The organism is Candidatus Zixiibacteriota bacterium (assembly GCA_018820315.1).
GTDB lineage: Bacteria > Zixibacteria > MSB-5A5 > JAABVY01 > JAHJOQ01 > JAHJOQ01.
The window spans coordinates 48,489-55,155 of sequence record JAHJOQ010000098.1; the positions used below are offsets into that span (position 1 = coordinate 48,489).

The 6,667-nt window shown below is 51.1% G+C and carries 8 protein-coding genes; all 8 read left to right on the top strand.

The features are described 5' to 3' along the window. The first annotated feature begins 13 nt into the window (after positions 1 to 13). The 8 genes from KKH67_09545 (at position 14) to KKH67_09580 (ending at position 6,458) form a co-directional block, all read left to right on the top strand. Positions 14 to 487 carry an Rrf2 family transcriptional regulator gene (locus tag KKH67_09545; protein MBU1319423.1) on the top strand — a complete coding sequence of 158 codons (474 nt, stop codon included), beginning with the start codon at positions 14 to 16 and terminating at the stop codon, positions 485 to 487. 62 nt (positions 488 to 549) lie between these two features. Continuing rightward, the gene (gene sufC, locus KKH67_09550) at positions 550 to 1,323 is read left to right on the top strand and encodes a Fe-S cluster assembly ATPase SufC (GenBank protein MBU1319424.1); all 774 of its coding nucleotides are present in this window, start codon (positions 550 to 552) and stop codon (positions 1,321 to 1,323) included. A 1-nt stretch (position 1,324) separates the two neighbouring features. Further along, entirely contained in the window at positions 1,325 to 2,755 is a 1,431-nt protein-coding gene (gene sufB, locus KKH67_09555; GenBank protein ID MBU1319425.1) for a Fe-S cluster assembly protein SufB, read from the top strand. Positions 2,756 to 2,783: 28 nt separating this feature from the next. Then, positions 2,784 to 4,079: a Fe-S cluster assembly protein SufD gene (sufD, locus tag KKH67_09560; GenBank protein ID MBU1319426.1), complete on the top strand. Its 1,296-nt coding sequence runs from the start codon at positions 2,784 to 2,786 to the stop codon at positions 4,077 to 4,079. Position 4,080: 1 nt separating this feature from the next. Further along, entirely contained in the window at positions 4,081 to 4,410 is a 330-nt protein-coding gene (locus tag KKH67_09565) for a non-heme iron oxygenase ferredoxin subunit (GenBank protein MBU1319427.1), read from the top strand. Between the two features lie 13 nt (positions 4,411 to 4,423). Next, entirely contained in the window at positions 4,424 to 5,689 is a 1,266-nt protein-coding gene (locus KKH67_09570) for a cysteine desulfurase (GenBank protein ID MBU1319428.1), read from the top strand. Continuing rightward, entirely contained in the window at positions 5,682 to 6,149 is a 468-nt protein-coding gene (locus tag KKH67_09575) for an SUF system NifU family Fe-S cluster assembly protein (protein MBU1319429.1), read from the top strand. The genes KKH67_09570 and KKH67_09575 overlap by 8 nt, the downstream gene beginning before the upstream one ends. A gap of 3 nt (positions 6,150 to 6,152) precedes the next feature. Continuing rightward, positions 6,153 to 6,458, top strand: coding sequence for a metal-sulfur cluster assembly factor (locus KKH67_09580; protein ID MBU1319430.1), 306 nt, complete (start codon positions 6,153 to 6,155; stop codon positions 6,456 to 6,458). Positions 6,459 to 6,667: the final 209 nt, after the last annotated feature.

A 6,667-nucleotide genomic window follows, 5' to 3' on the forward strand; every position in this document is an offset into this window, starting at 1 on the left:
AGTTTGTCGGTCGATGAAGGTTACGGCACTTGAGGAATACGGATTACGCTGCATGGTTCTGCTCGCGAAGAGAGCTGAATCCAGCAACCCCGTGACGCTCGCGGAGATCGGAGAGCATGAAGGGCTCTCGGTCGCATACGCAGCCAAGCTCCTCTCAATCCTGCGAAAAGCAGAATTGGTCAGTGCAGTCAGAGGTAGAAACGGCGGATACGTGCTCTCAAAATCACCGGAGGACATCGTCCTCAAGGAAGTAATCGATGCGCTCGGAGATCCGGTCTTCAGTGCGGCACACTGCAGCAAGTTCACAGGTGTCGACAGCACATGCATGCACATATCCAATTGCAGTGTGCGAAACGTCTGGAGAGGATTCGACAAGATAATCGGACGCCTCCTCGACAAGATCACTCTGGCTGACATCATCTCCGGTGGTTACGACATGGCAAAAACATATAGTCTCAGCATAGAGGAGAGAAGTCAGGCAACATAGGAAGCAATATGTACGAATATGAGATTCATCTGTAGTGATTGGAAAATAAACAAGAGGTAGCAATGAATAAGAACAATGCAGTATTCTCTTTGAGAGACATACATGTTAGAGTCGAGGACAAGGAAGTTGTCAAGGGAGTAACTCTCGACATCAACCCCGGCGAAAAGCATGCAATCATGGGGCCCAACGGCTCCGGCAAGTCGAGTCTTGCCAATGCGCTGGCAGGTCATCCATCGTATGAGATAACCTCCGGTGAAGCGTACATCGGAGGCCGGAACCTGCTCGACATGGATTCCACCGACAGGTCGCTGGCGGGTCTCTTTCTCGCATTCCAGTATCCGATGGCCATTCCCGGTGTCACGGTCTCGAATTTTCTGCGGGCAGCCGTTAAGGCAAGGGCTAATGGAGATGAGACAGTGCTCAAGAATTTCAGGAAAGAGCTGAAGAAGAAATTCGAACTTCTCGAAGTCGATCAGTCTTTCGCCACACGGTATATCAACGAAGGCTTTTCCGGTGGCGAGAAGAAGCGTCTCGAAATTCTGCAGTTGTCGATGCTTGACCCGAAGATTGCCATTCTCGATGAAACCGACAGCGGTCTCGATATCGATGCACTGAAAATCGTCTCGGCAGGAATTAACGCATACGCGAATGACACTAACGGCATTCTCCTCGTGACGCACTATCAGCGAATTCTCGATTATGTGAAGCCGGACAGGGTGCATGTGATGATGAATGGCCGCTTCGTGCACTCCGGTGGAGCCGATCTCGCATTACAGCTCGAGAAAGAAGGCTATGACTGGCTGAAAGAGAGCAGTGATCAGAAGGTAGGTGTGTAGCATGGCAGAAATATTATCAAAGAACAAAGGCGTCGAGACTCTCGGCGACGACTATGCCGTCAAGTATGGATTCAAGGATCCTGAAGAGTATTTCCACAAGGGCAAGAGGGGTGTCGATCACGAAGTAGTGGAGATGATCTCGCGGATGAAGGACGAGCCGGACTGGATGCGCGAATTTCGTCACAAAGCGCTCGATGTATTCCTTTCCAAGCCTATGCCGACGTGGGGGAATACAGAACTTCTGAACAGCATCGACTTTGATAACATCTTCTATTACATCAAGCCGATCGAGAATCAGAAGAATAATTGGGATGACGTTCCCGAAAACATCAAGAATACTTTTGAGAAACTCGGCATTCCGGAAGCTGAGCAGAAATTCCTTGCCGGTGTCTCTGCGCAGTATGAATCTGAAGTCGTGTATCACTCATTCAAGGAAGATCTCGAGAAGCAGGGTGTCATCTTTCTCGATATGGACAGCGGCCTGAAGAAGCACCCCGACATTGTGAAGAAATATTTAGCGACGGTCATACCAGTAGCCGACAACAAATTCGCGGCGCTTAACTCCGCCGTCTGGTCGGGGGGATCGTTCATCTATGTACCGCCGGGACTCGATGTCAAAATACCGCTGCAGGCGTATTTCAGAATCAATGCCGAGAACATGGGGCAGTTTGAACGAACTCTGATCATTGCCGACAAAGGTTCGCGCGTTCACTACATTGAGGGTTGCACTGCGCCGGTCTACACGACCGATTCGCTGCACTCCGCTGTAGTCGAGCTAATTGCTCTCGATGATGCTTATATCCGATACACAACGATTCAGAACTGGTCGCACAATCTGTTCAATCTCGTCACGAAGCGCGCTGTGGCGCATAAGAATGCGACAGTCGAGTGGGTCGATGGCAACATCGGTTCCAAGCTGACGATGAAGTACCCGTGCGTATATCTCGTCGGTGAGGGAGCGAAAGGTGAGATTCTCTCTGTAGCATTCGCCAACGACGGTCAACACCAGGATGCCGGAGCGAAGGTGATCCATGCCGCCCCCAACACAAGCTCAAGGGTGACTTCGAAGTCGATTTCGAAGGGGAGCGGGAGAGCATCCTATCGCGGACTTGTGAAAGTTCATAAGAATGCCGTCGGCAGCAAAGTATCGGTTGAGTGCGATGCGCTTCTGATCGGCGGTGCTTCGCGAACGGACACATATCCAACAATGGAAATCGACGCTGATCAGGTCAGGGTCGAACATGAAGCTCGTGTCAGCAAAGTCGCCGAGGAGCAGCTTTTTTACCTCACGAGCAGAGGTCTCTCGGAGGATGAGGCGCGGCTGATGATTATCAACGGATTCATCGAGCCGTTTACGAAAGAACTGCCGATGGAATACGCTGTCGAGCTGAACAGACTGATTGAACTCGAGATGGAAGGGTCGGTAGGTTAGTCCTACCGCATAGAAAACAGGTGGTAATATGAGTAATATAGCAATAGCTGGAACGAAAAGCGGTTATCGCAAGAGGTTCTCAAGCGAGCCTGAGTGGTTCTATTCACTGCGGAAGAACAGTTGGGAGTATCACAACGACAGTCCGTTGCCGGATCGAGTGTCGCATCTCTGGCGCTATACCAGCCCGGAGAGTTTTCTGATCGATAATCCCAGCGCCTTGATGGATGCATCATCGACTATCTATGTTGGTGAAGCGACCAACGGTATGAAGAATAACACAAGCCACTCCGCGCTTGCATTTTCCAAAGGAGATGATTCCGCGGGTGTTATGATGTCACAGGAGCTGGCTGATTCCGGTGTCATCCTCAGGGGTTTGAATGCTGCTGTCTCCGATTACGGAGATTCTGTCGAGCAGTATCTTGGCAAACTTGTCGGATATAATTTCGGTAAGTTTGAATCGCTGAACCTCGCCCTCTGGCAGGGTGGCTTCTATCTCTTCGTTCCGGACAATACGGTCATCGAGAAACCGATCTATCTCGATCGTCGTCCAGCAAATGATACGGCTGTCACAAGACTGCTCGTAGTTCTTGGCCGGAATTCGGAAGCTACCGTCATTGATGACTATGCCTCCCGGAAAAGTGGCGGCGCTCGACTCTTGAATGGAGCTGTTGAGATATTCGCGGGCGAATCATCGAGGCTGCGATACGTTGGGCTGCAGCGCCTTGGAAAGAATACGAATTCATTCATCACTCAGCGCGTGCAGGCTGAGAAGCAGGCCAATGTCTACTCGGTCTTCGGCTCGTTCGGAGGCGCGGTTTCCAAACTCGATGCGGGGACTATTCTCACCGGTTCCGGAACTGAGAGCAGGATGTATGGTTTTGCGTTCGGAGATTCCAATCAGCATTTCGATCACCATACACTCCATCATCATACTGCGGGAAACACAAATTCGAATCTCGATGTCAAGGTTGTCCTCAAGGATAATGCGCTTTCTGCCTACACCGGTCTCATCAGGATCGAGGAGACGGCGGAAAACTCCGAGGCATATCAGGAAAACAGGAATCTTCTCCTCAATCGTGGCGCGAGAGCGGAATCCATCCCGGAACTGGAGATTCTTACCGACCAGGTAAGTTGCTCGCATGGTGCTACTGTCGGACCGATTGATCCCGAGATGATCTTCTACCTTACGAGCCGCGGATTTTCGCGCGACGACGCTATCAGAACGGTTGTGACCGGTTTCGTTGAGCCGACATTGAAGCAGGTTCCGGAAAACCTGCAGGAGATCATGAGAAACGCAGTCACAGACAAGTTGGAGGAGAGATAAGATGACTTCACGGTTCACCAGAGTCTGCAATGCTGATGATATAGATGAAGGAGCCGCAAAAGTGCTCGACTTCGATGGCACTTCGGTGCTGATAGCGAGGCTGGGCGGCGAATTCTTCGCAATTGATAATATATGTTCTCATGACGGTGGCGATCTCGGCGAAGGCGAGTTAGTTGATGGACAGATCGAATGTCCGAGGCACGGCGCAATGTTCGATATCAGAACCGGCGAGGCGACCAGGATGCCTGCGGCTGTCGGCGTCGATCGCTACGATGTCAAAGTCGAAAATGGCTTTGTCTACATCGCTGCCTTGGAAGAACAGCATAGATAGAATGGAAAAAGAAATGATTACAGTGGCAGAGGCGGCCGGTCGTCAGGTGATTTTCGATCCTGCCGTCATCAAAGCTGACTTTCCGATCCTGAACAGGAAGATCAATGGAAAGAAGTTGGCGTATCTTGATAATGCTGCTACCACGCAGAAGCCGCTTGCTGTGATAGAAGCGATCAAGCAGTACTATACGAAGCACAATGCCAATGTCCATCGGGGTTTGCATACGCTCGCGGAGGAAGCGACTGAGGCGTATGAAGAATCCAGGCGGAGAGTGGCACAGTTCATCGGCGGTGTAAGACCCGACGAAGTTATCTTCACGCGTGGTGCTACCGAGGCAATCAATTTGGTTGCCTACTCGTGGGGGAGAGCGAATATTGGTAAAGGCGACAGGATTGTCCTGACACATATGGAACATCATTCGAACCTCGTTCCGTGGATTGTTCTTGCCAAAGAGCAAGGCGCTGAAATCGAATACATTCCAATCACGGATGACGGCTATCTGATTCTCGATAGGATTCGTGACATAATTACGCCGAATACAAAACTCGTTGCGCTGACGCACATGTCGAATGTCCTTGGAACGATCAACCCCGTCGACAAGATCATTGACATTGCACATGAAGCAGGTGCTGTGGTTTTGGTTGATGCCGCGCAGAGCATACCGCACATGCCGGTCGATGTGACAGCGATGCAGGCCGACTTCGTAGCATTCTCTGCTCATAAGATGCTCGGACCAACTGGGATCGGTATTTTGTACGGGAGACGTGCTCTGCTTTCGGACATGGAACCGTTCAATTATGGCGGCGAAATGATCGGAGAGGTGCGTTACGACCATGTCAGTTGGGCGGAACTTCCCCACAAATTCGAAGGCGGGACGCCGAATATCGCCGGCGCTGTCGGTTTCTCTCCTGCGCTCGAATACTTGAGCGCTCTCGGCATGAACAACATTCGCGATCACGAGCGGAAACTGACGCAGTACGCAATCGACAAGCTTTCGCGACTCAATTCGATCACGATTTTTGGACCACTTGACGTAGATAATCGCGGCGGTGCTGTCACATTCCTCGACAAAGACGTGCATCCTCACGACATGGCACAGTTCCTCGACACACACGGTGTGGCCGTGCGCGCAGGTCATCATTGCGCACAGCCGCTTCACTTGCGGTTGGGAGTGAATTCGACGCTCAGAGCGAGTTTCTATGTATATAACACCGAGAGTGACGTAGATCAGCTAATCAATGCTATCAAGGAGGCGCGGAGGTATTTCGGCCATGAATGACGCACTTGATTCACTGTATCGCGAGGTGGTTCTTGATCACTACAAGAATCCGCGCGGCAAGAAGAAACTCGACCATGTCGATTTCAAGAATGAGGGTAAGAACCCGATGTGCGGCGATGAAATCGAGGTGGAACTCGAAGTCGATGGCAACCGCGTGAAGAATCTATCCGTCTCTTGCGCCGGTTGTGCTATCTCTGTCGCTTCCGGTTCAATGCTGTACGAGGTCATAAAGGGCAAGTCCTTGCCCGAGGTTAAGAAGATTGCCCAAATTGTTAAGGCAATGTTGAAAGGTGAAGAACATTCTACCGACGGAATCGACCTTGGCGATCTCGAAGTGTTGGAAGGCGTCAGGAAATTCCCCGTTAGAATAAAATGTGCTCTTCTCTCCTGGACAACTTTGATTGATACTCTCGATGGAATGGAAAAGGGCAGGACTTCAAAATTATCATCCACGGAGTGAAAGATGTTGACGAAGAACGCAGTGTATGAAGCACTACAGTTTGTAACCGATCCGGAAATAGGCTTGAGCATTATCGATCTTGGGCTTGTCTATGATGTCAGTATTGAAGACGACAAGAACATCAAAGTCACAATGACGTTGACCACCCCGGCGTGTCCATACGGACCGGCCCTGATCAATGAGGTCAAGGATGTCTCCGGCAGTCTCGACGGTGTCGAGAAGGTCGAGGTCGAAGTAGTGTGGGAACCTCTCTGGAATCCACAGGAGATGGCCTCAGACGAGGCAAAGGACGTCCTCGGCATTTGGTAGGGCGATCCTGCCACGATTCCGCACTTGTGGTTCATTACGAGATTGCGACGCTCCGTTCGGTCGCTCGCAATGGCGTATTAATTCGCGTCTATTACCTATAAACGCTTTCTTACTGCACTGATAGCAACGCACACACCGTCATCGCGAGGAGCAAGTCCGCTGTTTCCAAAGACGTCAACCCATACACCGTCATCGCGAGGAGCGAGTCC